The organism is Shouchella xiaoxiensis (genome assembly GCF_016907895.1).
Lineage (GTDB): Bacteria > Bacillota > Bacilli > Bacillales > Bacillaceae_D > Shouchella > Shouchella xiaoxiensis.
On the sequence record NZ_JAFBCV010000007.1, the window covers coordinates 13,599 to 37,938 of the forward strand.

The 24,340-nt window shown below is 41.0% G+C and carries 32 protein-coding genes; 12 read left to right on the forward strand and 20 right to left on the reverse strand.

Annotated features, from left to right (window positions below; all coding sequences use genetic code 11):
- The first annotated feature begins 101 nt into the window (after positions 1 to 101).
- The 3 genes from JOC54_RS11690 to JOC54_RS11700 are packed head-to-tail and all read left to right on the forward strand — an operon-like array spanning position 102 to position 2,386.
- Positions 102 to 827, forward strand: coding sequence for an ABC transporter ATP-binding protein (locus JOC54_RS11690; RefSeq protein WP_204466462.1), 726 nt, complete (start codon positions 102 to 104; stop codon positions 825 to 827).
- Positions 824 to 1,540, forward strand: coding sequence for an ABC transporter permease (locus tag JOC54_RS11695; protein WP_204466463.1), 717 nt, complete (start codon positions 824 to 826; stop codon positions 1,538 to 1,540). The genes JOC54_RS11690 and JOC54_RS11695 overlap by 4 nt, the downstream gene beginning before the upstream one ends.
- Positions 1,541 to 1,591: 51 nt before the next feature.
- Positions 1,592 to 2,386: a MerR family transcriptional regulator gene (locus JOC54_RS11700; protein WP_204466464.1), complete on the forward strand. Its 795-nt coding sequence runs from the start codon at positions 1,592 to 1,594 to the stop codon at positions 2,384 to 2,386.
- A gap of 54 nt (positions 2,387 to 2,440) precedes the next feature.
- Here the strand turns inward: JOC54_RS11700 and JOC54_RS11705 are convergent, their stop codons facing one another.
- Positions 2,441 to 3,730, reverse strand: coding sequence for an MFS transporter (locus tag JOC54_RS11705; protein ID WP_204466465.1), 1,290 nt, complete (start codon positions 3,728 to 3,730; stop codon positions 2,441 to 2,443).
- A 245-nt stretch (positions 3,731 to 3,975) separates the two neighbouring features.
- Between JOC54_RS11705 and JOC54_RS11710 the strand changes: the two genes are divergently transcribed.
- Positions 3,976 to 5,514, forward strand: a complete 1,539-nt coding sequence (locus JOC54_RS11710; RefSeq protein ID WP_204466466.1) for an alpha/beta fold hydrolase — start codon at positions 3,976 to 3,978, stop codon at positions 5,512 to 5,514.
- Positions 5,515 to 5,550: 36 nt separating this feature from the next.
- On the opposite strand, the gene pdhA is transcribed toward JOC54_RS11710, so the two are convergent.
- Positions 5,551 to 6,585 (reverse strand): pyruvate dehydrogenase (acetyl-transferring) E1 component subunit alpha, encoded by a 1,035-nt coding sequence (pdhA, locus tag JOC54_RS11715; RefSeq protein ID WP_204466467.1) that lies wholly within the window; start codon positions 6,583 to 6,585, stop codon positions 5,551 to 5,553.
- A gap of 143 nt (positions 6,586 to 6,728) precedes the next feature.
- Between pdhA and JOC54_RS11720 the strand changes: the two genes are divergently transcribed.
- From JOC54_RS11720 to JOC54_RS11740, 5 genes are all read left to right on the forward strand, one after another.
- Positions 6,729 to 7,532: a PaaX family transcriptional regulator C-terminal domain-containing protein gene (locus tag JOC54_RS11720; protein ID WP_204466468.1), complete on the forward strand. Its 804-nt coding sequence runs from the start codon at positions 6,729 to 6,731 to the stop codon at positions 7,530 to 7,532.
- Between the two features lie 84 nt (positions 7,533 to 7,616).
- Positions 7,617 to 8,078, forward strand: a complete 462-nt coding sequence (locus JOC54_RS11725) for an NUDIX domain-containing protein (protein WP_204466469.1) — start codon at positions 7,617 to 7,619, stop codon at positions 8,076 to 8,078.
- A gap of 19 nt (positions 8,079 to 8,097) precedes the next feature.
- The gene (locus JOC54_RS11730) at positions 8,098 to 8,889 is read left to right on the forward strand and encodes a class I SAM-dependent methyltransferase (protein ID WP_204466470.1); all 792 of its coding nucleotides are present in this window, start codon (positions 8,098 to 8,100) and stop codon (positions 8,887 to 8,889) included.
- 132 nt (positions 8,890 to 9,021) lie between these two features.
- Complete coding sequence (locus tag JOC54_RS11735) at positions 9,022 to 9,735, forward strand: TspO-related membrane protein (protein ID WP_204466471.1); 714 nt, start codon at positions 9,022 to 9,024, stop codon at positions 9,733 to 9,735.
- Between the two features lie 26 nt (positions 9,736 to 9,761).
- Positions 9,762 to 10,490, forward strand: a complete 729-nt coding sequence (locus JOC54_RS11740) for an alpha/beta hydrolase (protein WP_204466472.1) — start codon at positions 9,762 to 9,764, stop codon at positions 10,488 to 10,490.
- Positions 10,491 to 10,521: 31 nt separating this feature from the next.
- On the opposite strand, the gene JOC54_RS11745 is transcribed toward JOC54_RS11740, so the two are convergent.
- The 4 genes from JOC54_RS11745 to JOC54_RS11760 all read right to left on the reverse strand — a co-directional run bounded on the left by JOC54_RS11745 (position 10,522) and on the right by JOC54_RS11760 (position 11,844).
- Positions 10,522 to 10,788, reverse strand: a complete 267-nt coding sequence (locus JOC54_RS11745) for a hypothetical protein (RefSeq protein WP_204466473.1) — start codon at positions 10,786 to 10,788, stop codon at positions 10,522 to 10,524.
- Between the two features lies 1 nt (position 10,789).
- Positions 10,790 to 11,125, reverse strand: a complete 336-nt coding sequence (locus tag JOC54_RS11750) for an ArsR/SmtB family transcription factor (RefSeq protein ID WP_035421031.1) — start codon at positions 11,123 to 11,125, stop codon at positions 10,790 to 10,792.
- Between the two features lie 2 nt (positions 11,126 to 11,127).
- Complete coding sequence (locus tag JOC54_RS11755) at positions 11,128 to 11,394, reverse strand: hypothetical protein (protein ID WP_204466474.1); 267 nt, start codon at positions 11,392 to 11,394, stop codon at positions 11,128 to 11,130.
- Positions 11,395 to 11,529: 135 nt separating this feature from the next.
- Positions 11,530 to 11,844: a DUF6980 family protein gene (locus tag JOC54_RS11760; protein ID WP_204466475.1), complete on the reverse strand. Its 315-nt coding sequence runs from the start codon at positions 11,842 to 11,844 to the stop codon at positions 11,530 to 11,532.
- 176 nt (positions 11,845 to 12,020) lie between these two features.
- Here JOC54_RS11760 and JOC54_RS11765 point away from each other — a divergent pair, with 176 nt between their 5' ends.
- Positions 12,021 to 13,307 (forward strand): alpha/beta hydrolase family protein, encoded by a 1,287-nt coding sequence (locus JOC54_RS11765; RefSeq protein ID WP_204466476.1) that lies wholly within the window; start codon positions 12,021 to 12,023, stop codon positions 13,305 to 13,307.
- Between the two features lie 344 nt (positions 13,308 to 13,651).
- On the opposite strand, the gene JOC54_RS11770 is transcribed toward JOC54_RS11765, so the two are convergent.
- Complete coding sequence (locus tag JOC54_RS11770) at positions 13,652 to 14,401, reverse strand: DUF4097 family beta strand repeat-containing protein (protein WP_204466477.1); 750 nt, start codon at positions 14,399 to 14,401, stop codon at positions 13,652 to 13,654.
- Between the two features lie 154 nt (positions 14,402 to 14,555).
- Between JOC54_RS11770 and JOC54_RS11775 the strand changes: the two genes are divergently transcribed.
- On the forward strand, positions 14,556 to 15,290 hold the full coding sequence (locus JOC54_RS11775; RefSeq protein ID WP_204466478.1) for an NADPH-dependent oxidoreductase: 735 nt from the start codon (positions 14,556 to 14,558) through the stop codon (positions 15,288 to 15,290).
- 48 nt (positions 15,291 to 15,338) lie between these two features.
- Here the strand turns inward: JOC54_RS11775 and JOC54_RS11780 are convergent, their stop codons facing one another.
- The 11 genes from JOC54_RS11780 to JOC54_RS11830 all read right to left on the reverse strand — a co-directional run bounded on the left by JOC54_RS11780 (position 15,339) and on the right by JOC54_RS11830 (position 22,751).
- Positions 15,339 to 16,085 (reverse strand): ABC transporter permease, encoded by a 747-nt coding sequence (locus tag JOC54_RS11780; protein WP_204466479.1) that lies wholly within the window; start codon positions 16,083 to 16,085, stop codon positions 15,339 to 15,341.
- On the reverse strand, positions 16,082 to 16,807 hold the full coding sequence (locus tag JOC54_RS11785) for an ABC transporter ATP-binding protein (protein WP_204466480.1): 726 nt from the start codon (positions 16,805 to 16,807) through the stop codon (positions 16,082 to 16,084). The genes JOC54_RS11780 and JOC54_RS11785 overlap by 4 nt, the downstream gene beginning before the upstream one ends.
- 107 nt (positions 16,808 to 16,914) lie before the next feature.
- A complete protein-coding gene (locus tag JOC54_RS11790; RefSeq protein WP_204466481.1) occupies positions 16,915 to 17,385 on the reverse strand; it encodes a metal-dependent hydrolase in 471 nt (156 codons plus the stop codon).
- Between the two features lie 98 nt (positions 17,386 to 17,483).
- On the reverse strand, positions 17,484 to 17,858 hold the full coding sequence (gene crcB, locus JOC54_RS11795; protein ID WP_204466482.1) for a fluoride efflux transporter CrcB: 375 nt from the start codon (positions 17,856 to 17,858) through the stop codon (positions 17,484 to 17,486).
- Complete coding sequence (gene crcB / locus JOC54_RS11800) at positions 17,855 to 18,235, reverse strand: fluoride efflux transporter CrcB (protein WP_035421040.1); 381 nt, start codon at positions 18,233 to 18,235, stop codon at positions 17,855 to 17,857. Before crcB (JOC54_RS11800) ends, crcB (JOC54_RS11795) begins: the two co-directional genes overlap by 4 nt.
- Before the next feature lie 23 nt (positions 18,236 to 18,258).
- Positions 18,259 to 18,795 carry a GNAT family N-acetyltransferase gene (locus JOC54_RS11805; RefSeq protein ID WP_204466483.1) on the reverse strand — a complete coding sequence of 179 codons (537 nt, stop codon included), beginning with the start codon at positions 18,793 to 18,795 and terminating at the stop codon, positions 18,259 to 18,261.
- 15 nt (positions 18,796 to 18,810) lie between these two features.
- Entirely contained in the window at positions 18,811 to 19,353 is a 543-nt protein-coding gene (locus JOC54_RS11810; RefSeq protein WP_204466484.1) for a GNAT family N-acetyltransferase, read from the reverse strand.
- Positions 19,354 to 19,474: 121 nt separating this feature from the next.
- Complete coding sequence (locus JOC54_RS11815) at positions 19,475 to 20,026, reverse strand: NADPH-dependent FMN reductase (RefSeq protein ID WP_204466485.1); 552 nt, start codon at positions 20,024 to 20,026, stop codon at positions 19,475 to 19,477.
- Between the two features lie 121 nt (positions 20,027 to 20,147).
- Positions 20,148 to 20,921, reverse strand: coding sequence for an SDR family NAD(P)-dependent oxidoreductase (locus JOC54_RS11820; protein ID WP_200872436.1), 774 nt, complete (start codon positions 20,919 to 20,921; stop codon positions 20,148 to 20,150).
- A gap of 172 nt (positions 20,922 to 21,093) precedes the next feature.
- Positions 21,094 to 21,462: a hypothetical protein gene (locus JOC54_RS11825; protein ID WP_204466486.1), complete on the reverse strand. Its 369-nt coding sequence runs from the start codon at positions 21,460 to 21,462 to the stop codon at positions 21,094 to 21,096.
- A gap of 218 nt (positions 21,463 to 21,680) precedes the next feature.
- Positions 21,681 to 22,751, reverse strand: a complete 1,071-nt coding sequence (locus JOC54_RS11830; protein WP_204466487.1) for an AimR family lysis-lysogeny pheromone receptor — start codon at positions 22,749 to 22,751, stop codon at positions 21,681 to 21,683.
- A 331-nt stretch (positions 22,752 to 23,082) separates the two neighbouring features.
- Between JOC54_RS11830 and JOC54_RS11835 the strand changes: the two genes are divergently transcribed.
- Positions 23,083 to 23,568 (forward strand): GNAT family N-acetyltransferase, encoded by a 486-nt coding sequence (locus JOC54_RS11835; protein ID WP_204466488.1) that lies wholly within the window; start codon positions 23,083 to 23,085, stop codon positions 23,566 to 23,568.
- Positions 23,569 to 23,609: 41 nt separating this feature from the next.
- On the opposite strand, the gene JOC54_RS11840 is transcribed toward JOC54_RS11835, so the two are convergent.
- Both JOC54_RS11840 and JOC54_RS11845 read right to left on the reverse strand, forming a co-directional pair.
- Entirely contained in the window at positions 23,610 to 24,047 is a 438-nt protein-coding gene (locus JOC54_RS11840; RefSeq protein ID WP_035421047.1) for a DUF3908 family protein, read from the reverse strand.
- Between the two features lie 85 nt (positions 24,048 to 24,132).
- Positions 24,133 to 24,318 (reverse strand): DUF4177 domain-containing protein, encoded by a 186-nt coding sequence (locus JOC54_RS11845; RefSeq protein ID WP_204466489.1) that lies wholly within the window; start codon positions 24,316 to 24,318, stop codon positions 24,133 to 24,135.
- Positions 24,319 to 24,340 lie beyond the last annotated feature (22 nt).

Sequence of the window (24,340 nt, forward strand, 5' to 3'; positions counted from 1 at the left end):
TCTTTAATCCTCTCTTAAAATCTTTTCATTTTTTAAACTTGACCCTCCCCTTACAGGAGACCGTACACTACTCTTTGTTCCAAAAAAAAGGAGGGGTTCACTTGAATTCAACGTACGCCATCGAAGTCAACGGTCTTACCAAGTCATTTGGGGATCAAACGGCAGTCCAAGATCTCCATCTTCAAATCGAACACGGTCAAATTTTTGGTCTGCTCGGTCATAATGGAGCAGGCAAATCAACAACGATTGATTGCATCCTCGGTACGCAAACAGCCAGTGCGGGCACGATACACCTGCTCGGTGCTGATCCAATAAAAGACAGAAAACATCTTTTTCAAAAGGTCGGTGTTCAGTTCCAGGAGAATGCCTTTCAGCTTGGTTTAAAAGTCAACGAGCTCTGTGAGATCACACACTCCCTCTACAAGAACCCGCTTGATTGGAAAGAAAAACTAGCCGAATTTGGGTTGGAGAGTAAAGCAAAAAAGACAATCACTGATTTATCAGGTGGGGAACGTCAAAAGCTTTGTATTTTACTCGCGATGATGGGAAATCCAGAGGTCATCTTCTTAGATGAGTTAACAACTGGACTAGACCCCGTCGCGCGACGAGATATATGGAAAACATTAAAACAATTAAACGCAGCTGGCGTCACCATTTTCCTGACCTCCCACTTCATGGACGAAGTTGAACAGCTTTGCGATCGCATCGTTATTCTGAAAAATGGTCGCCCAATTACGAGCGGTACCGTTGCTGAAGTGATCGAAGCAAGCGACGCTAAAAATATGGATGAGGCATTTTTAAAATTGATTGGAGAGGATATACTATGAGAACCTTCTGGCTCCTTTACAAATCCGAAGCTAAATTGTCTTTTCGTGAAATGTCTTCCTTTATTTTCGGTTTAATTTTACCACTCGGGCTGATGGCTCTCCTCGGGGCTTTTGGAGAAAGTAATGAGGACTTAAACCGTTCATTTGCGTCGGTTGCGACGATCGGACTTGTTTCCTCTGGGGTGATGTCCTTGCCATTATCTCTTTCATCCTACCGAGAACGAAAGATTTTAAAACGGTATCAAGTTACTCCTATCAGCCCTGCACATCTCTTATCCGCTCATGTCGCTTTCTGTTTTTCTTTAAGTATTGTTTCAATGATTGGCGTATTCCTCGTTGCCAAATTAGGTTTCGGAATGGAGTTTCTCGGATCTCCATCGTTGTTTATAGGCGCCTACTTGATCACAATGATTTCCATTCATAGCATCGGGATGGTCATTGCCAGCTTGTCACCTAGAGAAAAAACAACCGGTGCCATTAGTAGCGCGATTTACTTTCCAATGTTTCTTTTATCAGGCGCCACCATTCCAATTGAAATCATGCCGGACTTCTTACAAACACTAGCTAAAATCTTTCCTCTCACTTACGGGATTGAGTGGTTAAAAGGAATCGCACTACATGAGCCTGGTGGCTATGCATTACACATCACAGTCTTAGTAGGAGTCGCCCTTCTTGGCATCTTCATTTCTATTCGCACGTTTCGCTGGGAATAACGTGAACAGAGCAGTTGAACTGCTCTGTTTTTTTAAAAGAAAGGAGTTCATATGTATAGCATAGGTGCCTTCTCAAAAATGAATCGAGTCACGGTCAAAACGCTGCACCATTATGATAAGGAAGGCTTACTAAAGCCTGCACATGTTGATCAAACCACTGGTTATCGTTATTATGCATCAACTCAAATTAGCACGCTGCATCAAATCATGGCCATGAAGCAAATAGGGTTTTCTATTGCTGAAATGAAAGGGGCTGCTGAAAACAACGATCTGGCTGAACTTATCCGCATAAGAAAACAAGAAATCTTAGCGGAAATCACGTCGCTCACCAACCAGTTAGCTCAAGCGGATTATTATCTCACTCAAGAACAAATACCGGATATTTATATAAAGAGCCTGCCGTCTGTCATCGTTGCCTCCATGCGGATGACGATATCAAGTCAGCAAGATCTTTTTACCGCTTTTCCAACGATGGGAGAAAAAATGATGAGGGCTGGTTGTAAAATTGACCCGCTTGAATACTGTTTTCAAATGTTCCATGACCCAGAATACCGCGATTATAACATTGACGTTGAGCTTTGCGAGGCAGTTACTAAACGACTGCCTGACCAGAATGGACTTGTTTTTAAAGAACTGCCTGAAGTTCCACTAGCAGCCTGTTTCATTCACCGAGGTCCTTATGAAACAATCCGACACGCTCACGCTACTCTGCACGAATGGCTTGCCCATAACCCCTATCAGTTAAATGGTCCTCCTCGCGAAGCAGCGATTGATGGCATTTGGAACGAAACAAACAATCAAAATTGGCTAACCGAAGTCCAATTCCCATTAAAATACAGCGTATAAACATATAAAAAAGCCTGTTGCCTCGCACATTGAGAGGCAACAGGTTTTTTGGAATTATTGTTTGTTCGTCTGATTTAAAGGATCATCTTCTAGCTGTCTAATCCTACTTAAGGAAGCGTAATACGCTACAATCGCAATAATGGAAAAGCCAGCGAGTACTAACAATGAAGCGTACACACTTAATTCACCTTCTCCAAAAAGAGCGACAGACATTTCTCGAACAACCATCGCATCCGCAAGTATTCCTCCTGCTAGATAGGCCACAGGCAACGTAGCCCAAGACAACATTCGTGAAATCGAGAATACTCTTCCCAAATAAGCTTGGTCCGTATTGCGCTGGATTAGCGTGATGCTCAGCGTATTTCCAACTGGTAATAAGAAGCCCATGATCACCCATAGAAAACCGATAAAGAAGATCTGTTGCGTGACCCCGGTTAACATCACTGCAAGCGCCATCCCTACATTCGAAACAAAGATGATCGTCATTAAGCGCTTATCGACTTTAACGAGCGATAGAAATACACTGCCAAGCACCATTCCGACGCCAAAAAGTGATGTGACCAAACCAAACTGTTCTTCGGTACTGAAACCAAGAATGTACGGCTGTCTAATCACGCTATTAATTCCAAACGACATATTAAGCCATGTATGGAATAAAATCATCGCAAATAAGGCTTTATGCGCAAATGTATAGCGAAACCCACTCGTCATTTCCTGAAAAAATCCCGTTGATTCTTCGCCTGGGTCCATACTTAGAGCGTTTTGACGCGCAATCTGTTTCCACAGCACTACGATTACGATTAGCGCAACTAAATAAGTGATGAAATTAAGTGAGATAATCCACTCAATTGTTCCAAATCCATATAAAGCTCCAGCCAAGATTGGACCTAATACAGAAGTAGTGGAAGTTGCTGACGCAAGCATCCCGTTAGCCCGGGATAGTCGCTCATTTGAAACAAGCATTGGCGTGATCGTATGAAGAGCTGGTACTTCTAGTGCACTAACAATCGATAAAGCAATGGATAGAAGCAAAACAACTGTGAAGTTTAACGCTGTCGATAATGCAACAACAGACCCAACCGCAAGCGCAATCGTTCCAATGACCCCTCCAACAGCCAACGCCAAACGAGGCCCTTTTCGATCAATCATTCCCCCAACAAAAGGAGAAATCAACACGCTCGGTAAATAACTAGCAACGAGCACGACAGCAAAGCTCATCACTTGTCCCGTATCTTGATACACCCAGATCCCCATCGCAAATCGCGCCATCGCTGATCCTAATAATGAAACAAACTGACTAACAATAATCCATAAAAAAACAACAAACTTATTTTCTTTGTTCAACCTTTTTCCCCCGCTCATTTTTTCAGCGGAAGCAAACATCTTAACAAATTATTCCTCGATAAAGGTTATACTTGTTGTACTCCCGCTTGTTTCTTTGTCATAGTGGGAATATCAATGCAGACTATCATGATACAATCACGCCTCTTTCCAGTAGATTCAATTAATTCTAACAAATAAATTTCTAAATAAACAGCTTTTATTCATCACACAATACTTCAGATTCATTAATGAACAGGAGGTTTATTATGAAACAGACAGAGCATTATTCTAATAATCAGGGTGTACATATTCATTCTATCCAGTCCGGTTCGTCCCAGAATAGATTTCATCCTCTTCTCTACTTACCGGGAGCTTTAGGTACTGCCGAACAGTTTAGGGCTGAAATGGACGCTCTCTATCCCAGACAATGCCTATCAGTTAGCCTGCGTGGTCGAGGAAAAAGCGACACTCCAAAAGTTGGTTACACGTTTTTTGACCACGTTTCCGATATTGCAGCAGTGGTAAATGAACAGAAGCCTGCCCCCTTCTGCTTAATGGCGTATTCAATGAGTGTGCCTTATGCAATTCAGTATGCCATTGAAAACGAAGAGAAGCTCGTAGCCCTTATACTATGTGATTACCCAGCCCGATACCCAGCCATCTCCCCCGTATGGGCTAATCAGCTTTTAATAAATGGAACGTTTTCTCAAACAGAAAAACGCGCAATTACTGGCATTCAAAGAGAATCAGCTGAAGTTGAACTATGGTCCCGACTCGACCAGCTAAAGCTACCAGTTTACATTTTGCATGGGGGCATGGACGCTGCACTATTGAAACAAGACGCCATCGAGTTGTACAAAGAAAAACTAGAAAATGTAACCTTTATCCCATTTCCTCATTCGGGTCACGAGCTTTGGCAGCCAGACTATAATATGTTTATTCATTCAATTAAAAGCATTCTTGAACAGCACGATCATGTGCTCTTCACAGATACAGAGTTAAATCATCTCAAACAGTACCGCGACTCATTAAACCTCCCTTATAACCATCCTGTTGCTATTGAAGACGCAGATCAATTTATTGCAGCAGGAAATACAGCAAGTATATACAAGCAGGGATCGTTTATCATTAAACGTTTTGATGAGTCGCTGCCAGCATCGGAAGCAACACGAGAAGCAACTAAACAAATTGAAGTAGCTCTAACTGGCCTACGCGTACCAGCCGTCCATGAAATCACTGAGCGAGACGGAAAACAAGCAATTATTATGGATTATGTTGACGGCAGAACACTCGGCGATAGTATGCTTGATGATTTGAGCACGGTATCGTCCTATTTAAGGCAATCAATTGAGATCCAGAGAAAGATTCATAGTAAAACAGCCTTAATAGAATCTATGACTGATAAATTAATAAGCCAGCTCAACCAAGCGCCTGATCTCACTACTAATCAACGAGTTCTATTAATTGAGCAAATGCACGAGATTGCTTACGAGCCCCGCTTATGCCATGGCGACTTTCACCTATTTAACATCATTCACTCAGGCGAACAATCAACCATTATTGATTGGGTAGACGCTAGCATGGGAGATCCCCGTGCCGATGTTTGTCGTTCGTATCTCCTATATCAGAATGTATCCGCACGATTTGCCGAACACTATCTTGCTCTGTATTGTGAAGGAAGCGGAACACCAAAATCCGTAATCCTTCAATGGGAACCGATCATTGCCGGCGCTAGACTTGCCGAGGGAATAAGCAACAACGAGAAAGAGCGCCTGCTCCAGATCGTTCATCGATTTACAGATTGATTTAGCTGTAAAGACTCTCTTTAGGATTTTAAATATTTAAGTGGTCGTTCGTTCGTACATATTGTTTGCTAAATCATCAACCGTTTGCGCTCTCATCAATTCAACTTGTTTAATTGCTTGTTTTACATCATCTTTCGCTTTGTTAATGGTTTCCTCTTCTTTCCTTTCAGACCATAAGTTTTGTTTTTCTAAAAAAGTTCGAAACCGTTTAAGTGGATCTCTATCCAACCATGTATTCTCTGACTGCTTATTTCTATACAACTGCGGATTGTCTCCTGAAGTGGAATGCGGTCCGTAGCGATAAGTCAGTGTCTCAATTAAAGCAGGCTGATTTGCTGTGATCGCTTGTTCTCGCGCTCTTTTTGTTGCAGCGAATACTGCTAGTACATCCATTCCGTCAACTCGCATTCCATGAATGCCCGCTGCAACTGCTTTTTGAGCAATTGTTTCAGCAGCTGTCTGCTTATTAAAAGGTGTAGATATGGCATACTGATTATTTTGGACAATAAATAGCGTAGGTGTTTGAAAAGCACCGGCCATATTCATACCCTCATAGAAATCTCCTTGAGATGAACCTCCATCACCTGTATAAGCAACAGCTACATTCTTTTTCTTTTTCTTCTTAAGTCCTAAACCAACTCCAGCTGCCTGAACAATTTGTGCACCGATGATGATTTGCGGTGGAGTTACGTAAACCCCTTCCTCCATTGCTCCACCTTGATAGTGACCCCTTGACCATAAAAACAATTGCGTTAGTGGTACACCGTGATAAAACATTTGCGGCAAGTCTCGGTAACCTGGCAACAACCAGTCTTTTTTTTCCAAAGCGTACTGACTGCCAATCATACTTGCTTCTTGTCCCGAGACGGGTGCGTAAAACCCCAGTCTCCCTTGTCTGCTTAAAGACATGCATCTTTCATCAATCGTTCGTACATAGATCATTCGCTCCATCAATTGCTGTAACTGCTCTTTCTTTAAGTCAGGCATCAGAGCTTCATTCACAACATCACCGTTCTCATCAATAACTTGCATTGGCTTAAATTGATCTCCAAATTCATAGAATGTATTCATCTTTTGAATACCTCTCTCTCCAATTATATAATATAATTATTACGTTAGTTAGTTTTTATATTATATAATTCATAAAAGATCTGTCAATTTATTCTTTTGTTATCACTAAATAAACTGGTATGCTTTTAGTAGAGGTGAGATTGTTGACGCTTGAAAAACACGTGTTGTTCCTTTTAGAGAAAAAACGTCAAATGTCGGGCAAGGAACTTATTGCCATTTTAGAGGAAATGAAATTTACGCCACAGTCAATTAGAAACGCACTGGCAAAACTAAAGAAAGCCAACCTCATCGTTTCTGTTGAACGAGGTAGTTACAATTTAACTAAAAAAGGTCTTTTTACTCATGCAAACTATTTACCTCATAAAAATTATTACAAACAAGAATGGAGTAGACAGTGGCTAATTGTATTAGTTGGCATTCCTGAAGCAGAAAGAAAAAAACGTGACCGTTTTCGCTTAATACTTCTGCAAATGGGGTTTGGACTACTATATAAAGGCGTTTACATTTACCCATGGGACGTATCAGATAAGCTGTTAACAATCATTGATGAGTTGGAAATAGAGGATTTTGTTACGATTACATTAAGCCCGGAGTTTTTACTCAATAATATTCGGGCAGATAGTTTCACAGGACCAAATACAGCTAAAAAGATTTGGAAATTAGCAGATTTACAATCACATTACGAAAATCAGCTGCCCTTTCTAAATGAATCCAGGCAATTACTCGATCATCTATCTAAAGACAAAGAAAAGACCAACCTTTTTATTCTTGCTCAATATTTAACGATATATGCTTTAAAAGAAGAGTTACTGAACAGAGACCCCATGCTGCCACCAGAATTTCTACCGTCTAATTGGCAAGGTATCTACGTTCTTAAAGAGATGGACGATCTACTTCAACAATTCGCTTTATTTCTTAGAGGAACACCTTATGAAGTGTTTATATAAAAAATCTTAGTTTTTTCTCAAAAGCCTGGTATACTATATCATCCGTTCTCTTTATGAACAAATCTACTTTGGCAGGTGAAATGATTGAATCAACGAAACTCTGCAAAGGCCATTATTCTAGCTAATCAACAGGTATTGCTAACAAAGAACCGTGATGAGGAAGGCTTCTTTTATCTTTTTCCAGGAGGCGGTCAGCACTTTGGCGAAGCGCTTGCTGAAACCGTTCAGCGAGAGTGCCTTGAAGAAACAGGCTTCTCGGTGGATGTTGGAGAGCTAACGTTCGTTCGTGACTATATTGGAAAGCACCATGAGCATGCCTCCTTCGACTCAAATGTTCATCAGGTCGAGTTTTATTTCCTCTGTTCGCTGACAAGTTCGGTTACCGCCACTGACCCTAAGGAACCAGACAATCATCAAGTTGGCGTTGAGTGGGTTCCTCTTTCAACGTTAAACTCAATCCGCTTGTATCCAAAACAACTGATTGGTTCGCTCTTGACCCATCTGCAAGGTTCATCAGCCCCCGTTTATTTAGGGGACATCAATTAATCGATAGAGGAGAGGACAAATGACTACATACGGACCAAATTTATTTAAAGGGACCGCTCCTTACTACACCCGCTATCGACCACCTTACCCAGCCTCACTCATTCGTTTTCTCGTCCAAACTTTAGCGTTGGATGGGACAGGCAAGCTGCTTGATTTAGGTTGTGGCACTGGTCAACTGACTTTACGATTAAGCGATTGGTTTGAACAAATATCCGGTGTGGATCAGGAGAAGGAAATGATTGATGAAGCCAGGCGCTTACAGGAAATCCAACGGGTGAAAAATGTTAACTGGCTTATTGGTGATTTGGAATCTCCTTCTATTTCATTCGATTCCCCATTCCGTGCTGTTGTTATTGCCAAAGCGTTTCACTGGATGGACCGCCGAAAAACATTAGAACGCCTATACCCGCTTCTAGAAAATGGTGGTTCGGTTGCTATTATTGATCCCACTTTTCCTGCACCTGAAAAACACGCTTGGCAAACTCAGATGGAACAAATCGTCCGTAAATGGTACGGATCTGCGCGTAGAGCAGGGAACGCTACATACCAACACCCTGAGATTGGCCATCAAGAGATTCTATTGCAATCGCCGTTCCGACTGGAAAACCATACGCTTTCTTCCTACACTCATCACTGGACCGTAGAATCGCTCCTTGGAAATCTCTATTCAACCAGCTATGGGTCCCGTCACTATTTAGGTGATGATAGAGGCGTGTTTGAAGCTGAGTTTAAACAACAATTAATTAATCTTCATCCAAACAACCTTTTTCCTGAAACTATTCAGCTTTCTGTTCTTTTAGCTGTAAAATAAAGATGGTTCATTTCATTTATTAGCAACATTTCTTAAAAGTTTCTCCTTCTTTTTACAATCCGACGTTTATGTCGGAATAAAAGTGTGAATACATCCAAGTAACGTCTTGTATACCACGAAGGAGGAACATATATGAAACAAACAACACGCCTAGGAATTGTTTATTTACTCTTTTTTGCGCTTATGATCTTTTTAAATTATTGGTCCGCAACAAATGTTGGCTTTGTAGCTAATCAAGATCAATCCTTAATTCAACCAGCAGGGTTTGCCTTTTCCATCTGGGGCTTAATTTACGTCCTTCTGTTTATCTGGACTATCCGGATCTTCTTTGTTGACCGTTGGAATAGTGAAATTTACCAGCGCATTGGCTACTGGTTGCCTGTTAATTTTGCTCTAAACGGACTTTGGATTATTGCCTTTACGCAAGAATGGCTGCTCGTATCTGTACTTGTTATTTTCGCACTGCTTATCACACTCGTTATCATGTATCTCAAAATTAATGGAACAGCCTATCGCTGGTTTGACCGCCTCCCTTTTTCGATTTATTTCGGATGGGTATCGGTCGCTTCCATCGTCAATGTATTTGCGTGGCTCGTTCAAGCTGATGTGACAAGCATCCTTGGTTTAAACGAGCTTAGCTGGACATTAATTATGCTTGTTGTTGCAACACTTCTAGCTGCTTATGTAGCGCTAAGATACCGCGACTGGATTTATCCACTCGTTTTCGTTTGGTCCTTCATAGCGATTTTTACAGAAAATGATCAGACGAGTATTCTTGTTGTAACTGCCTTATGTATCGTCGTTCAGCTTGGATTAGCGCTAATTGTCTTACTAAGAAAGCGTTAGGTTACAGATAGAAAGGAATAGACATCATGAACAAACGTTTTAAAAAAGGCCTTTTTATTGCATTGGGTACTGTTGGTGCCCTGCTTCTTATCGGTGTAATCGGGATTTACATTTGGACACAGCAAACGTACACTGCGGTTGAGGAAATCGATCAATATACAGAACAGGCAACGGAAGAAGGCGACTGGCTCGTCTTTGAGCCGGGCCAATCATCGCAAGACAAGGGGTTTATTTTGTACCCTGGAGCTCGGGTAGAGCCGGAAGCCTATAGTTATCTTGCCAGCATGCTTACAGAAAAAGGCTACACTGTTGCGATTCCGTCTGTTCGTTTTAATCTGGCGATAGCAGATAGCAACAAAGCCGACGAAATGATTTCAGCCAGTCCCATTAACTCATGGTATATCGGAGGACATTCTTTAGGTGGGGTTGCAGCCGCGATGTACGCAAGTGAATCTACTGAGCAATTAAGCGGTTTGTTCTTTCTTGCCTCCTATCCTTCAATTGATTTATCGGAAAGCTCCCTGCCTGTTTTATCAATTTACGGTGAAAATGACGGTTTGACATCTGAAGATGATATTAATGAATCTGTAAATCTATTACCTGAGGAAACGGACTTTTTTGAAATACGAGGCGGCAATCACGCTCAGTTCGGCATGTATGGTCCTCAATCAGGAGATAACGACGCTTCCATCGAAGCAAATGAACAACAGCAACGGATTGCTGAATTATTGCTTGAATGGGCTAATAGTCAGTAAAAAGGGTCACCTCTTCTGAGGGACCCTTCTTTTAATTCACTTCTTCAAGCAATGTCCGAATGTTCTTCAACTGCTCATTTTCTTTCTTTGCCTCATTGAGCGCTTGACGCTGATCTTCGATTAACAAACGCTGTGTTTCAACAGCTTGTAACGCGATGGTTTTGTATGCTTCTTCTTTGTTATACATCATTTTTGCTTTAGTTAAACGCACAATTGCTCCAAGTAACACGATGGCGAGCAACGTCATTAACACGACAAACGCCATTCCAAATAAAGGGACCCACATGTTCTCTGTCATTTTAATCCTCCGTTCTTTTTTTCTTTTTATTCGACAGTGACTGTAACCGCTCTTCAATTACAGTCGCTGTTACATCAAACTGAAACGAGACCAATTCAAAATAATTCATGGCTTTTCCATCTGAAGAAATTTCTAAATTGCTTTTGACTAAGCCCGCTTGTTCGAGTCGATTTAAATGCATGTGAATTAAAGGACGACTCATGTTCATTTCACGTGCTAATTGACTAACGTATTTACGTTCCACGTTTAAAATGCCAATAATCCGTAATCGATGGGGATTGGCCAAGGCCTCAAACAAACTTAGAAGCTGGTCCCCCGTTAACTGTTTTTCATCCATTCTTACTTAACCTCTTCCAGCAAACCTTCAATCACATACGTGTGTTTTTGTCGTTGATCCCGCTCTTCATTTAAATGTTGATGCAAGGATTGTAGCTCTTTCTCGTTTTCCTCCACTTCTTGCTTTAATCTTTCTAAGATGTAATCCTTCTCAGTCTCAATCCGCTTCTGCTTTACTTTAAAATAACCAATTAATAAAGCGATAAATAAACCAACCATCACTACTACAAACACCATACCAAACAAGCTATACCATGGTGCTTCATTCATTTTTACCACCACGCTTTCATCACGATTTTCTACCTGTAAGTTATTTGTTACATGTATAAGATACAACAACAATCATTTACCTGTCAAATAAATATTACATGTGAAATATAAAAAAGAAGCAGAGTCATTTCTGCTTCATTTTTTTAACCTGTACCATTCGTCTGTTTGAAACGATTTTGGAATATCTTGTTCAGTTGGTTCATCAAACCCGAGACGCTCAAGCGTCTTAAACCATTCATCTCGTTTGGACTTAGGTAGTTTTTCCCCACACCAAGGGCAAAAATGTATTTGAATAACGGCGCTTCCTCCATCATGGATGCGCAGACTATATTCGTCAAAACGGTTGTTATAATCCATGAGTTTGTCAGGGCAGTCGTCATGGTCACAATCGGTTGGATGCATATGAGCCTCCATATCTTCACAACAAAATGTACCTTGTTTTTGCTTCATGATTCTTTATCTCCTTTTGTTCATTCAATTCTCTTTAGTATAAAGGACATTAGCAGATGGTGGAGAAATAAAAGAGAGCGAGACTTTCTCATCCTTTCTCTCTTCATGATGAAAACTGAAACCTTTTTTCTAGTTGTGCGTAATTTAATTGGATGAATTAGAAGTCGGAGGTCAATATGAAAAAAACAGCGATTTTAAGCAGTAGCTTACTTAGCATTGCTTTGCTCGCAGTAGCTTGTGCGGGCGGGAATGATGATGTATCTGAAGAGCCTGATCCAGTTGAACCGATTGAGCAATTAAGTGGTACATGGGAAGGAGAAATTGAAGTTCCAGTACAACCGCTATCAATTTCTATTCACCTTGACGGCGACCAAGCATCACTGAGTATTCCAATTCAAGGACTCCAGGAACAACCGTTTGATTCGGTTGACATTAGTGAAGATCGTCTTCAGCTTGAAATGAACTTACAAGGTCAATCTCTTTTATTTGAAGGTGAACGTACTGAAGAAAAAATCGAAGGTATATTTACACAGATGGGGCAGGAGCTACCCTTTTATTTACTTGAAAAAGAATTCGAAGACTTAGTCGAGCTGGAAATGGAAGCAGGCACAATGAAAGCTAAAGTCGATATGCCTGACCTTGATGAACCTGTACCCGTTGCGCTAATCATTGCTGGCTCAGGGCCAACCGACAAACATGGAAATTCCCCGCTCTTACCGGGCCGAAATGATAATTTGAAGTTACTAGCAGAAGGCCTGAATGAAGCAGGAATTGCAACAATTCGCTATGATAAACGAGGTGTTGGCGACAACACCCAGCTCGTTTCAAACCCTGAGGAAGTCGTTTTTGACGATTTTGTTAATGATGCTCGTGCATGGATTCAATATGCATTGACAGATGAGCGCTTTTCTACGGTTCACATCGTTGGACACAGCGAAGGGGCTTTAATTGGAAAGCTCGTTGCAAAAGACATAGAGGTTGACTCGTACACCTCACTTGCTGGAGCCGGCCAGACGATTGATCGGATTTTATTGGACCAAATTAGCGCCGATCCAACCTTCCCACTGCCTCTTTTAAATGAAGCTGCGGCTATTTTTGATCAGCTGCGCGCAGGTGAGTTAGTTGAAGAAATGAGTTTAGAGCTTGAACCAATCTTTCACGTCAGCTCGCAACCATTCCTCTTATCTTGGATGGCTTATGACCCTCAAGAAGTAATTGTATCGCTCGACACAAACATCTTACTTGTTAACGGAACGAACGATCTACAGATTCCAGAATCAGAAGCCGAGTTGTTGCACGAAGCTAACCCTGACTCAGAGCTTTTCATTGTTGAAGGAATGGGCCACGCACTAAGAGAGACACCTGAAGATGCAGAAGGAAATGTGGCAACCGCATCACAACCAGATACCCCTCTGGCAGAAGGATTAATTAAAAAAGTGGCTGAGCATATACTAAAAGATTAAATAATGGCAACGAACTTGCATCATCAAGTTCGTTGCCATTCTTTACTAGTGCTTTTACTCATCCGCACTTTCTTTTCAACAGTACGTGTTCACGAATGGAAAAAAAACGGCCCAAATGATGAAGGTGCCAATGAAAGAATTAAGAACGTCCATCCACTCAAGATACCCCCGAATGAAAAAACTGTCTAAAGCACTTATAAGAGTGCACCAAAGAATGCATGTCGAATAATAGCCCCCATACATCTCAGTCCCTTCGTTATCCATCAAGATAAATGCTAAACAATCACCTTCTACTATTCTCTCCGTTCCTTCATTTCCTTTAATTCTGTAATGAATTCTCTTTACTACCTTCCTGATAAAACCTCAATACTTCCCACGCTCGTTTCCATTTTTAACACGGGTGCTGCCTCTGTTTGAATGACTGACTCTAGCGGCTCAATAGCCGTTGAGCCAACTGATGTATGCACAGTATACTCTAACTGATCAGGTAACTCAGCGACGGTAAGCTTAATATCACCTACAGATGAAAGGAGTTTCATCGATTCATAAATCGATTGTACCTTTGCATTAATGTTTCCGACATCTGTTTCTATTTCAAGTATCTTAGGCGCCCCGCTTAATTCAACATCGCCAACCTCAGACTTTAACGTCATCTGTTCCACCTCTACATCTAGTACCGATAAATTTGCCACGCTTGATTCGATTACAAGCTCTGCCATCTCCGTTTCAGGTATCCGTACAGTAATGACGTAACTAGACTTCGGGAGGAAAGAAAACAGCCAAGCTCGGTCTTTTTGTTCCGCATGAATGGAAAGAACTGCTCCACTTTCCTTTGTCTCAAACTCAAGTTCCTCCTCAAACATCCTCGTGTGACCAGTAACAGAAGCGACAATTTCTTCTCCTTGATGAGGCATAACCGTAACGTTTCCAACATTACTAAAAATATGTATGGAGTTAATGTCACTAGCCGAAAAATGAGCTTCTTCAAATGCCTCTGTTGGCTCAAATGACCATGCGTCTGTTGAGATAAGTACAGCTATAATTACAAGGATTAACCCCAGTACACCAGATATGGATATAAACCACTTTTTCATCCCCGTCATCCTCTCTATATGGCTTCAATCCATTTATCGTCATTCTCCGTGACCGCTTAAAGCATTTTAAAAACCTATTTTGAGCATAAGAGATGCTCGAACGCCGCTCATTTGTTATAACAAAGATAGACACGAAGAAGGAGGCGACTTGATTATGAACGAAACCTTATCTGTTTTATCTAGCCATCAATCGATACGTAACTATACATCGGACCCCGTTTCTGACGAACAACTGAAAGCGATTATTAAAGCAGCTCAATCCGCACCTACATGGGGAAATGGTCAACAGCTTAGCGTTGTTGGAGTAACCGAAAGCGCCAGAAAAAATGAAATAGCGGAGTTAATTGGGCAGCCTTGGATTAATGAAGGAGCCGTTTTTCTGTCATTTAATCTTGATTTTTATCGCATTAAAGAAACGCTTGAAGCAGAGGGAAAATCCTTTGTTGCCGGTGATAATGTTGACACGCTACTAATTGGCTCCACCGATGTTGGCATTGCTCTTGGTTTTGCAACAGCAGCGGCAGAATCAATGGGTCTTGGCATTGTCCCGATTGGCGCAATCCGTTCAAAGGCAGAGGAAATCGTTGATTTGCTGGAATTACCTGAGTATGTTTTTCCAGTTGCGGGACTCGTTATCGGCCACCCGGCTGAGAAAAATGAACTAAAACCACGCTTACCATTAGAAGCTTTTTATCATCAAGAAAGCTACCAAAAAGATCAAGCCAGCTACGTGGGGGCTTACGAGAAAACCTTTTCTAATTATATGGTAAAACGTACAGGTGATACCTCAAAAACATGGGCTGATACCGTTGCGCGTTACTACAGCAATAAGAATGGCATCCCACAGACCGCTGATATTCTGAAAAAGCAAGGGTTTACGTTTAACTAAAACAACAGACAAAAAACGGCAAAGACATCGCTCTTTGCCGTTTTTTCGTTATTCTTCTAGCTGCATACGTTCATTGAATAAGGTTGGGTATGATAAGAATCCGAGCATAATGCTTGTCACAATTGCCGTTGTAAGCAGGAGAAACAAGATAAGCAATTGAAACATGACGGCTTGGACAGGGTCAGCACCTGCAATGATCTGTCCGCTCATCATTCCTGGAAGCTGAACAAGCCCGATCGTTTTTTGACTTTCAATCGTTGGGATTGTACTTGCTTGTATGGATGTTATCAACTGCCGATGAATCGCTTGTTTTGGTGTTCCACCGAGCGATAAAATGAGTTCCGCTTCTTCTTTTCTCGCTTCAATCTCTGCCGTAAACCGATTTAAAAAGAGAATTCCGAGTACCATTGAGTTTCCAATAACCATTCCACTAATCGGAATAATGTATTGCGCGGTCGCAGGCGTAATTTGCAAACCTAGCAAGATGCCTTGCGTCAGTACTTGAATTGAAAGAAACGTAAGCACAAGCTTCCACGTAATCCCCTTAATTGCCTTGCCTTTTTTTCGAGCATTCTGTGTGGCTGCAGCAATCATTAACGCAACCATTGCACCTACATACACCAAGCTGTCTGAATCAAAAACAAACTGAAGAACATAGCCTACCGCGAGTAACTGTATAATCGAGCGAATTGTCGCAACAAGAATATCTTTTGTTAAGCCTAACTTCAGTGTCTTAGCCAGGAGCAGTGGAATGAATACAAAAATTAGCGTGAGCGATAGGGTTAAGAAGCTCATGACATTTCTCCCTTCACAAACTGAAGCACACGCTCGTCCTTAGGCTGATCGAGTAATTCACTTGGTCCTGCTTCTATCAGTTGCCCATCCATCATCACCCATACGTCCTGCCCAATCTGTCGTGCTTGCTCTAAATTATGTGTAATCCAGATGATCGTTGTTCCATATGTACGATTTATCATTTGAATCAGCTGTTCAATATCGTGCTGTGAAACCCGGTCTAAGGAAGATGTAATTTCATCTAAAAGCAAGACTTCTGGCTGATTTAACAGCGTTCGAGCAATGGACAGCTTTTGTTTTTGTCCTCCAGATAAATCCTTACTTTTCCTTGTTAGTAGCTCTTTTTCTAAACCAACTTCTTTAAGTGATTGTTCTGCATTTGCTTGAGGAAGTGCTTTCCCTGTAAGCGTTAGCGGCAGAGCTACATTCTCATGAACGGTTCCACTTAACATCGTCGCTTGCTGGAGGACAACGCCCACTTTTTTTCTTAATGCAGTCGGTTCAAACGCATCTATTGGTTTTTGATCAATTAAGATTTGCCCTGAATCAATCGATCTCATCCCATTACAAAGCCGAAATAATGTTGTTTTCCCAGCACCAGACGGCCCGACAATAGCGGTAATTTTTCCTTTTGCAAATGAACCTGTTAAGCCTTTTATGATGGAATGCCCGTTTGCTGAATAATACACATCACGACATTCAATTGCATTCGTTTCAGACATTGCTCTTGCTCCTTTTTCGTTCGTTCATTTAAGCTAGTTTAACCAACTGAACGCCTTGTTATTTATATTAATTATAACATAATAATTAATACAAATTGAATCAAAGATTAAAAAGCAACGAACAGATAACCTATGCATACAACTAGACCGACGAGTAAGAATGTTTCTCCCACACCACCCGTTCTCATTCTGGTTAAGCGCACACGCACATCTGCTGGATAAAAGAAACGAATCCCCCGCACCGTTAAGGCATCTAAGAAATAATGTGAAATCATACCGATTAGAATGCCTCGTTGAATAGCTACATGCTCAGGAAAAAATGCTAAAAATACAAGGTTTACTGCCACCAAAAATAACAGGCTGTGCGTAAACGTCCGATGACCAAAAAGAGTCGCGACGACTTTTGAGAGAACCGAAAAACGCCTTCCAATCTTTGAATGCGTATGGCAAATATCCGGTAAGAGCGCACCTGCCACACCCGCTGCATAGTAGCTAAATCCACTTGTGGTAGAAAATAAAAAAAGGTCAGCTGCTTGGCAGGCAACCAGACCACCGATAATATGTGTTTTTCCAGTCATCTTCTTCACCTTTCCTCTAGCACATCCCATTATACCATACATACGTTCGTCATCATCGTACATTATTACACAAAAAAAGAAGAAGGAAATCCCTTCTTCTAGTCACGAGCAAGCCATAACCCAATCGTTAATCCCAAAGCAGCAAGAAAAACTCCACCTGCGTAACTCGCCAATAGATACAGTTTCCCTGCTTTAGATTGCTTTGCTTCTTTCAACCGTACCGCCTCTAGATTCAAGGTCGAGAACGTTGTGTAGCCACCAAGAAAGCCGGTTCCAATCAACAGAAGCGGTGTTTGATTTAAGTCGAGACCGAAAAAAACACCCAATAGAAAAGAGCCTGATAAGTTTATGATTAAGGTCGCCATTGGCCATTTTTGTGAGCTTCTTTTCTTGGCGAACTCACTTATACCATATCGGCTTATCGATCCAAAAAAACCACCGATCCCGACGAGAAACACAGTCCATATCGTCATGAACCAAACTCCTTTTGACTCTGCCGATAACCAAGTTGACTCATCCATAAACCACCAAACAAACTGACCACAATATAGAGAACAGCCAGACCAATCGATCCATGATGAATCAATTGAACCGTCTCTACACTGACAGCAGAAAAGGTGGTGAATGAGCCTAGAAAGCCTGTTGCAATCGCTGTTTGGAAATGTGACGGGATTCGAATCTTTTTCGTGAATGAGGTCGTGAACCATGCTAGAAGAAAGCTCCCGCTTAAATTTACGAGAAGCGTTGCAAACGGAAAAAGCTGCGCTTCATTAAACAAGGCGACACCGACGGCATACCGCAACGCCGCTCCTAAAAAACCAGCTACCCCTACCCAGAAATACACCTTCATATCGTTATCCTTTCAGAATGTGCTTACTTAACGGATCGATACTCTTCCTTTAAAATCCCCATGTGAATGATGTCATGCCAATCTCCGTTCCTGTAGACGCTCTCCCGACTTCTACCTTCTTCAATAAAACCAATTTTTTTGTAAACATGAATGGCTTTCTCATTAAATGAAAAAACACGTAATGCAATGCGATGCATATTCAGTTCAAGAAAAGCGTAATCAAGCAACAGCTGGAGCGCTTCTGTTGCATAACCCTTCCCCCAGTAATCCTTATGACCAATATCAATAATACATTCAGCATTCCGATTCTTGTAATCAACATGAATCAATGAGGTAATTCCAATCGCTGTTTTTTCATCTCGTTCTTCTAGTATGTACGTTTTTGACTGTTGTGACCCGAGTATGACTGTTTCAACAAACTGCTTTGTTTCTTCAACTGAATACCGATCCAAATCAAGGTTCGTTGTTTGCATCACCTCTATATCGTTACGCCACTCGTGGTATGTAGGAATATCTTCGCTTTCCATTTTTCTTAATGTAATTCGTTTCGATTGCAACATATGTATACCGCTCCTTTAAAATTGCTTGATTCTGCCCATCACTAGCGTATCTCTAAACCCATCCGCTAGTAATTTATCATCCCTTAAAACACCTACTACTATAAAATCATACTTCTTATATAGAGCGATGGCGCTTTCATTTGTTGCGATTACCTGTAGAGAAATCTTATGAATGCCCGTTGCGTCGGCCCAGTCGATTAACGTTTCAAGTAGGTGTCGACCGATTGCATAACCCCAATACTTCTTTAAAATAGCGAGTCCGAACTCGATCTGATGGCTTTTCCGCTTTAAATGGTTCCCCTTTGCTCGTAAAAAACCAATTATCTTTCCGTTTACCTCACAGACTAAAAATAGGTTTCTTTCTGCCTGCTGATCTTGGGCTATTATGTTGGCAAATTCAGCTTCATTTAGAAAATCTTCACCAGCTTCTCGATCTAAATTTTCCGTTTCCCCATCGATTTGAACCCTAATGTCTGAAAGTGACTTTGCGTCTGTAAGAATTGCAACACGAATTCGATAACGTAGCCCATTTCGTTGATGTTCTCGTTCTTTTATCAAACGATTACCTCCTTACTCACAAGTCTTATTACCTTATCACACTTTTTCTTTTATTCAGCTAAAATTTTTCTATTACTAAATAAACGATCCCCTCTTAAACAGAAAGGATCGAATAAAGCCGTTATTTCTGAAAGAAACGAACCCACTCATCAAATGCACCGACGAAAGCTTTGATTCTTTTTACAGTAGATGCTTCTTTTATGAGACGGTCTTCGTCCGCAATTCGATTTTGAATTTGACCAACTAGAATTTTCGGTCCTGGCATGGTGCGAGTCTGGATTGCACCAAGCACTTGACGTAACTGCGCTTGTGCTTGGACCGTCCCAGCACCTTGTGGCGAGGCTCCGGCAAGAGCAACCGCTTTATTTGGTAAAGGAGATGAGTCTGGTGGGCTTGAAGCCCAGTCAATTGCATTTTTTAAGATGGCAGGCATGCCATTGTTGTATTCAGGCGTGACCATAATGACTCCATCTGCATCGGCGATAGCCGCTTTTAATCGTTTTACTGCTTCTGGTTCTCCAGCTGATTCAATGTCTGCATCATAAAACGGAATGTCTTTTAACTCAACCTCTGCCATCTCCCAATGAGATGGAGCTTCACTCATCATTGTCTCCATTAACTTTCGGTTGTACGAGTTTTTCCGCAAACTTCCACAAAGATAAATAATCCGCATGATTTAGAACTCCTTTACAATCGCTTAATAACGTACTTTTCCCGTTTTTTATTTTTAAGAAACGTAAAAAAAGTCCCCCTCTGTAATGGGAGACCAAGGACCAATCTTGTTTATTTTAAATTTAAAGCAAGCTCAAGTCAGGGTACCCGCTAACTGCCCACGCTCCGTCAACAATCAGAGAAGCACCGTTTACATATCCCGCTTCTTTACTTACAAGAAACAGTGCTGGACCGGCAATTTCATCTGGTTCTGCTTCGCGCTTCATTGGAATACGCTCCATGAACATCTTGTGTGCTTTTTCATTTGATGTAAACGAATCAGTGATAGGTGTTCTTACTAATCCTGGTAAAATGGCGTTTACGCGTATTCCATACCGAGCAAGCTCAAGCGCACCGTTTTTCGTCAACATCTCAACACCTGCTTTACCTGATGCATACGCCGCACCAGAATACATCGGTACCCGTGCATTCAGCGACGATACGTTTACAATTGCACCCTCACCCTGCTCTTTCATCTGACGCGCCTGGTGTTTCATCCCAAGGAATACTCCATTTAAAACAAGATCAACTGTAAAGCGCCAATCTTCTTCTGACTGCTCTAATATTGTCCCCGTTTTGTTTGCACCTGCTACATTAAAGGCAAAATCAAGTTTTCCAAAAGTAGATACCGTTTCTTCAACGAGCTTTACATGATCGCCTTCTTTTGTGACGTCTATTTTTAATCCGTGAAACGCCTTTCCGTACTGCTCTTTTAACGTTGTTAAAGCGTCTTCATTCAAATCGGCTCCGACAACGGATGCCCCTTGATCGATTAATTGCTTTGTAATGGCTGCACCAATTCCGGATGCCGCACCTGTCACGATTGCTACTTTATCATTCATTTGCTTGTCCACCATACAATAGCCCCCTAAGAATATATAACTATAGTTATAATTCCCGGTTCATTCATTCTAAAACCTTTTACCTAAAAAAGAAGATCCTATTGTTATATTTTCATTTAAACGTATTCCAATCCAAGTCTAAGTGTTTCACAATGGCGGTTAGATCGGTTTCTTCCACATATGTATATTAGCGCCCTCTGTATTCCAAACCTTGTTTATAAATAGCAATGGTTTCCCCGGTAGCTGATGTTGGCTTTAAATAGAACAAATAATCATAAGGTCCGCTACCGCGCTGAAATGCTTCTGTTTCCTGGAGCTTCAGCTGATTTACTGTTTTGAGTAACAAATCAATTTGCGCTTTATCCTCGGTCACAGCAACCTTAACGCCACCGGTTCGTTGATTGTATCGGTAGTCATTGATTTGTAATTTTGTACGATCATTTATCTCAGGAGTGAGCTCTTCAGCGAGAAAAATTCTATCAGAACTCCCATCACTGTAGGAATAAATGCCAAATAGAGCAGCAGCAATAACGCTTAGAATGACTACCTTTTTCAACCAAAGCTCTCCTTTTCAGTTTTAATTAAACGTTTGTTTAATTCTCATAATAAAAAGCATAGGCATCATTCACCCATGCTTTTCTAGACCAACAACCACTTATGGAATAATAATAGGTACACTTCCTCCACCTAAAAGAACGACTCCACTCGATAGTCCAACTCCAGCAAGAACAGCAAGCGTCAGCAAGAATTTCTTCATATGAACACCTCCTTTACTTAAATCAGTTTTTTAGCAAAGTGAGTAATCAAACGTTTTTCCTGCGCATTCCGATTAACAGCGAGCTTGTTTAATAAAGAAGAGTCCCGCTCAGCGTACGCGAGATAAAGCTGAGCAATAAAATGATCTGGATGTTGCTTTAAACGACTCTCTAAAATATCTTTCGCTTTTTTGTATTCGAACTGAAGCAGAAAATAGTGAGCTTGTTCATCCTCATCAACCAAATTTAGCTCAATATGAGCTTCTAGTGCTTGATTGTGTATATTCAACACAAACGGTATATCATTACGTTTAACAGCTTGAGCTGCCCGGCTGTACCCCGCTTCAAGATATAATTCCGATGCTTTCTCCAGTGAATCCAGACTCGCCTCCATATTTGTTAGCGAATAAATTAATCCAAGAATATGCCGAGCGGATGCTTTAAATATGGGGGGAGCGAGAGGATTAACGCAATTCGCTAAGCAGTTCGCCTCCGCCTCCTCCAATCGACCTTCATAGTAGAATAGGCTATAGCTGTACAAAGAGAGTAACCGAGTTAGTAGACATGTCTTTAAGTATCCACTCTCTAACTCTCGTAGCTTAGAAATTAAGGTATCATAAATGGAAGCAGCGATTGGCTGTTTATTGATCGTTTGTTCATAGAGCATAATTAAATCTAACTTTAACAAAAGAGCTCGATTATCTATCGTTTCATACAAATACTTTGCTTGCTTCATTGTCTCTAGATATTCCGTATTTTTCATTCTGGAATGATAGGCAAGTTGATATACAGCAATGTGAGAGACTAACTCTTGATCGTATTGATATTCTGTATAAAGCTGCTGTGCTTTAGCCTCATAACCATAAAGAGACATAAATTCAAACCCGTCTTTTAGATGGTGCTTATTTTTCGTTTGCATGCAATAGTCGACAATTAATTGACCTGCCTCTTTAAAAGAAAAGAAATGAGAGGTTACTAGAATCATGTCTTCAAATTGTAGTTCATCATACTGATTAAAGATGCTTGTCCAACCTAGTTCAAGGATGTCTTCTTTGCTTAATCGACATTTTTGAATGATCTCATTATGCATAGATTATTAATCGCCCACCCATCTTATATCATTCTTACTATCTATCATATAGGATTTGCAACAATAATTGAATAAATTATATGAATTTAGTCGTTATTCGAACAAATAACAGGGTATTCGACAAGCTTCTACGAAAATGCTGACAAAGGAAACCTTGATGGAAAGAAGTAGCATCGTTTATCATCAATACTAGAATAAACTGTCTTTCAAACTAGGTTTCTCATTATTTAACAATTAAAACTGCACATCCCAAATTCTCATTTCACTCTTCGAACATGCTTTAGACGATAATTCTCCCTTCACACAACCTATATACTAAGGAGCGTAAACAATGATTCATGTTACGTATGCGAAACTTGAACATGCGAAAGGGATTCAATCTGTCTGCACGGACGGCTACTGGGCTTCCTATTCCCATATGCTGCCAAGCGATCAAATTAAAAACGTATGCGAGGAGTTTTACAATCTACCGCGTATTGAAAACGAAATTACTGAAACAAGTCGGGAATGGCTTGGATACATGGTTGCTTTAGACGAGGATGAAGTGGTTGGAGCGATCGGCGGGGGATTTACGGGACCGCATACAGCAGAAGTGTTTGTCCTCTACTTAAATCCAATTAGGCGCAATGAAAGAATTGGCACGGCATTGCTCGATTTTTTAACGAGAGAACAGATAAAGCTAGGAGCAACGGAACAGTGGGCTTCCGTTTATAAAGACAATCAGAAAGGCATTCCATTCTATCGAGCTCGGGGCTTTGTCTGTATAAGTGAGAAGCAGAAGGAAGGGACAGGACTTAGGTTTAAGCGAGAACTCTAAACAGCAAAGAACTGCCTTGTAGGCAGTTCTTTGCTTACCCGTTACTGTGGAAAAAACAACTTCTTTCTTACCTTTTTTATCATCTGAGCGAATTCGTCCTGCCACTCTTCATTCGCATCTTGTTTATTATTAAGATGAATCATTTTTCCGCTGTTAAAACTGACCTGCAAATCCTGCTCAGCTTCAGAGGTTCGATTAATAACCGATTTAATATCTTTTAAATTTAAACGTTCAATCGTATATTGTTTTTCTGAAGAATACCTTACAACCTCAAAGATAAAGGCATTTGTAAAGAACAAGAAAATATTACCAGGATCTTCTTGCTGAACTTGACCATTGGATAACTCTGAAGACTTTGGATAAAAGGCAACCTCTTCTACTTCTGCAAATAGACTCTTTAACTCGGAGCAAAGGTCTTTCATCGCAACAACTTCGCTATTGTTTATAAACACATCCAAATTGATCTTTTCAGATATCATTCCTTATTCACCTCCCTTTTTAACACTAGTTTCGCTGGAAAGTGAATGAATCCTCTATCTTTTTTTAATCTGCAAGGAGTCGCTTCTATTTAGAGGCATCTTTCTTTAATAGAACTGAGGCATGGTCCATTGAACTTCCTAAGATCGTTTGGATGGGCAGAATCTGATCAACAACCCAGCCATTCGCAGCCTCTTCATTTAACAGAGTCTCCGTTTTTAATCGATTCTTCTTTGATGAACCAGTAGGGATTTTAATAACTTTATACTCCATTTCTAAAAGTCCTTCCTCTTCG

Excerpts from the sequence above, each read along its gene's own strand:
- JOC54_RS11695 (WP_204466463.1), top strand. The coding sequence starts at position 824 with ATGAGAACCTTCTGGCTCCTTTACAAATCCGAAGCTAAATTGTCTTTT.
- JOC54_RS11700 (WP_204466464.1), top strand. The coding sequence starts at position 1,592 with ATGTATAGCATAGGTGCCTTCTCAAAAATGAATCGAGTCACGGTCAAA.
- JOC54_RS11710 (WP_204466466.1), top strand. The coding sequence starts at position 3,976 with ATGAAACAGACAGAGCATTATTCTAATAATCAGGGTGTACATATTCAT.
- pdhA (WP_204466467.1), bottom strand. The coding sequence starts at position 6,585 with ATGAATACATTCTATGAATTTGGAGATCAATTTAAGCCAATGCAAGTT.
- JOC54_RS11730 (WP_204466470.1), top strand. The coding sequence starts at position 8,098 with ATGACTACATACGGACCAAATTTATTTAAAGGGACCGCTCCTTACTAC.
- JOC54_RS11735 (WP_204466471.1), top strand. The coding sequence starts at position 9,022 with ATGAAACAAACAACACGCCTAGGAATTGTTTATTTACTCTTTTTTGCG.
- JOC54_RS11740 (WP_204466472.1), top strand. The coding sequence starts at position 9,762 with ATGAACAAACGTTTTAAAAAAGGCCTTTTTATTGCATTGGGTACTGTT.
- JOC54_RS11745 (WP_204466473.1), bottom strand. The coding sequence starts at position 10,788 with ATGACAGAGAACATGTGGGTCCCTTTATTTGGAATGGCGTTTGTCGTG.
- JOC54_RS11750 (WP_035421031.1), bottom strand. The coding sequence starts at position 11,125 with ATGGATGAAAAACAGTTAACGGGGGACCAGCTTCTAAGTTTGTTTGAG.
- JOC54_RS11755 (WP_204466474.1), bottom strand. The coding sequence starts at position 11,394 with ATGAATGAAGCACCATGGTATAGCTTGTTTGGTATGGTGTTTGTAGTA.
- JOC54_RS11760 (WP_204466475.1), bottom strand. The coding sequence starts at position 11,844 with ATGAAGCAAAAACAAGGTACATTTTGTTGTGAAGATATGGAGGCTCAT.
- JOC54_RS11765 (WP_204466476.1), top strand. The coding sequence starts at position 12,021 with ATGAAAAAAACAGCGATTTTAAGCAGTAGCTTACTTAGCATTGCTTTG.
- JOC54_RS11770 (WP_204466477.1), bottom strand. The coding sequence starts at position 14,401 with ATGAAAAAGTGGTTTATATCCATATCTGGTGTACTGGGGTTAATCCTT.
- JOC54_RS11775 (WP_204466478.1), top strand. The coding sequence starts at position 14,556 with ATGAACGAAACCTTATCTGTTTTATCTAGCCATCAATCGATACGTAAC.
- JOC54_RS11780 (WP_204466479.1), bottom strand. The coding sequence starts at position 16,085 with ATGAGCTTCTTAACCCTATCGCTCACGCTAATTTTTGTATTCATTCCA.
- JOC54_RS11785 (WP_204466480.1), bottom strand. The coding sequence starts at position 16,807 with ATGTCTGAAACGAATGCAATTGAATGTCGTGATGTGTATTATTCAGCA.
- JOC54_RS11790 (WP_204466481.1), bottom strand. The coding sequence starts at position 17,385 with ATGACTGGAAAAACACATATTATCGGTGGTCTGGTTGCCTGCCAAGCA.
- crcB (WP_204466482.1), bottom strand. The coding sequence starts at position 17,858 with ATGACGATATGGACTGTGTTTCTCGTCGGGATCGGTGGTTTTTTTGGA.
- crcB (WP_035421040.1), bottom strand. The coding sequence starts at position 18,235 with ATGAAGGTGTATTTCTGGGTAGGGGTAGCTGGTTTTTTAGGAGCGGCG.
- JOC54_RS11805 (WP_204466483.1), bottom strand. The coding sequence starts at position 18,795 with ATGTTGCAATCGAAACGAATTACATTAAGAAAAATGGAAAGCGAAGAT.
- JOC54_RS11815 (WP_204466485.1), bottom strand. The coding sequence starts at position 20,026 with ATGCGGATTATTTATCTTTGTGGAAGTTTGCGGAAAAACTCGTACAAC.
- JOC54_RS11820 (WP_200872436.1), bottom strand. The coding sequence starts at position 20,921 with ATGGTGGACAAGCAAATGAATGATAAAGTAGCAATCGTGACAGGTGCG.
- JOC54_RS11830 (WP_204466487.1), bottom strand. The coding sequence starts at position 22,751 with ATGCATAATGAGATCATTCAAAAATGTCGATTAAGCAAAGAAGACATC.
- JOC54_RS11835 (WP_204466488.1), top strand. The coding sequence starts at position 23,083 with ATGATTCATGTTACGTATGCGAAACTTGAACATGCGAAAGGGATTCAA.
- JOC54_RS11840 (WP_035421047.1), bottom strand. The coding sequence starts at position 24,047 with ATGATATCTGAAAAGATCAATTTGGATGTGTTTATAAACAATAGCGAA.
- JOC54_RS11845 (WP_204466489.1), bottom strand. The coding sequence starts at position 24,318 with ATGGAGTATAAAGTTATTAAAATCCCTACTGGTTCATCAAAGAAGAAT.